Below are 1,280 nucleotides of genomic sequence, written 5' to 3' on the forward strand. Positions count from 1 at the left end.
TTCTCGAACAGCTGCTCGGCCAGCAGCTTCTTCAGGCGCGTGTTCTCGGCCTCCAACTCCTTGAGCCGCTTGGCATCGGGCACGCTCATCCCACCGAACTTGCTGCGCCATAGGTAATACGAGGCTTCGCTGAAGCCATGTCGCCGGCACAGATCTTTGATCGCCACGCCGCTTTCGGCCTCGCGCAAAAAGCCAATGATTTGTTCCTCGGTAAAACGCTTCTTCACGTCCAATCTCCTTCAGGTAGGGAATTGGACTCCAAACTGGCGTGCTACTCAAAATCGGGGGGACGTCGCGTCTACGGCAGCAGCATTGGGCAGCGGCAGCGGCTTCGTCCCTGCGGCGCTGGTGGTCGGCGATGCGCTGTTGATGAGCAAGGCCTTCGACAAGGGCGCAACCTGTTGGACAACCGCGCCATTTATCACCAGATCGACGAGGCTCGGGTGGAGTGGCAGTTCAACGGACGGGATTGGCAGCGCCAAGGCGCTTTCGCGCGTGGTGCGGATGGGCACGACGCCCCTAGCCAGGCTCCGGTGCGGGCCAGCTACGCCAAGTCACAAGAGCTGGGCGCCATGGCAAATGCCAAGGCAATCGAATTGGCGCTGGGCAAGGTGCCGCCGCCGCAGGATCCATTCAACCTACCGGCCAAGCCTGGCGACCAGACGGGTCTGGACAATCAGAACTGGCAGCGCAATCCGACCACCGAGTCGTGGGAGCGTCAGGTCAAGACCGGTGTGGCAGGCGCCAATGACCAAGGCGTCTATGCACCGCAGACCGCTACCCAGAGCAGACGCACGGGCGTATGCGGTGATGGTGCGAGCGGCGTGAAACTCGGGTTTAATTCGAGCGTCCCTGTCCTGGTAGGCAATGAGGGCGATAGACTCTACTCAGAAGAGGGAGATTCCATATGCAATTTGATACGCCCAGGGTTCCGTAGACACTCAAGACCCTCGTTGCGCGTAGCGCCGTTCAAACTCTACAGGGGACAGGTCCTCCGTTGAACCATGACGGCGTTTAGGGTTGTAGAACATCTCGATGTAGTCGAACACCTCGGCGCGTGCGGCGTCCTTGGTGGGGTAGACCCGCCGCCTGATCCGCTCGCGTTTGAGCAGGCCGAAGAAGCTCTCTACCGGGGCGTTATCGTGGCAGTTGCCGCGCCGACTCATGCTGCATACCAAGCCATGGGAGGCCAGGAAACTCTGCCAGTCATCGCTGGTGTAGACCGACCCTTGGTCCGAGTGAACCAAGCCGCCCGATGCGGGTTTGCGCCGACGTCCCCC

The 1,280-nt window shown here is 61.0% G+C and carries 2 protein-coding genes and 1 pseudogene; 1 reads left to right on the forward strand and 2 read right to left on the reverse strand.

Annotated features, from left to right (window positions below; genetic code table 11):
• The coding region (locus XAXN_RS02400; RefSeq protein ID WP_134984825.1) for a transposase at positions 1–227 on the reverse strand (227 nt) is incomplete at its 3' end.
• Between the two features lie 67 nt (positions 228–294).
• Between XAXN_RS02400 and XAXN_RS20340 the strand changes: the two are divergent.
• Positions 295–791: pseudogene (locus XAXN_RS20340) on the forward strand (hypothetical protein); the annotation flags it as partial.
• A 150-nt stretch (positions 792–941) separates the two neighbouring features.
• Here XAXN_RS20340 and XAXN_RS20345 read toward each other — a convergent pair.
• The coding region (locus tag XAXN_RS20345; RefSeq protein ID WP_167694739.1) for an IS3 family transposase at positions 942–1,280 on the reverse strand (339 nt) is incomplete at its 5' end.

Origin of the sequence: Xanthomonas axonopodis (genome assembly GCF_001304695.1) — a bacterium.
In the GTDB taxonomy this organism is placed as follows: Bacteria; Pseudomonadota; Gammaproteobacteria; order Xanthomonadales; family Xanthomonadaceae; genus Xanthomonas; species Xanthomonas axonopodis.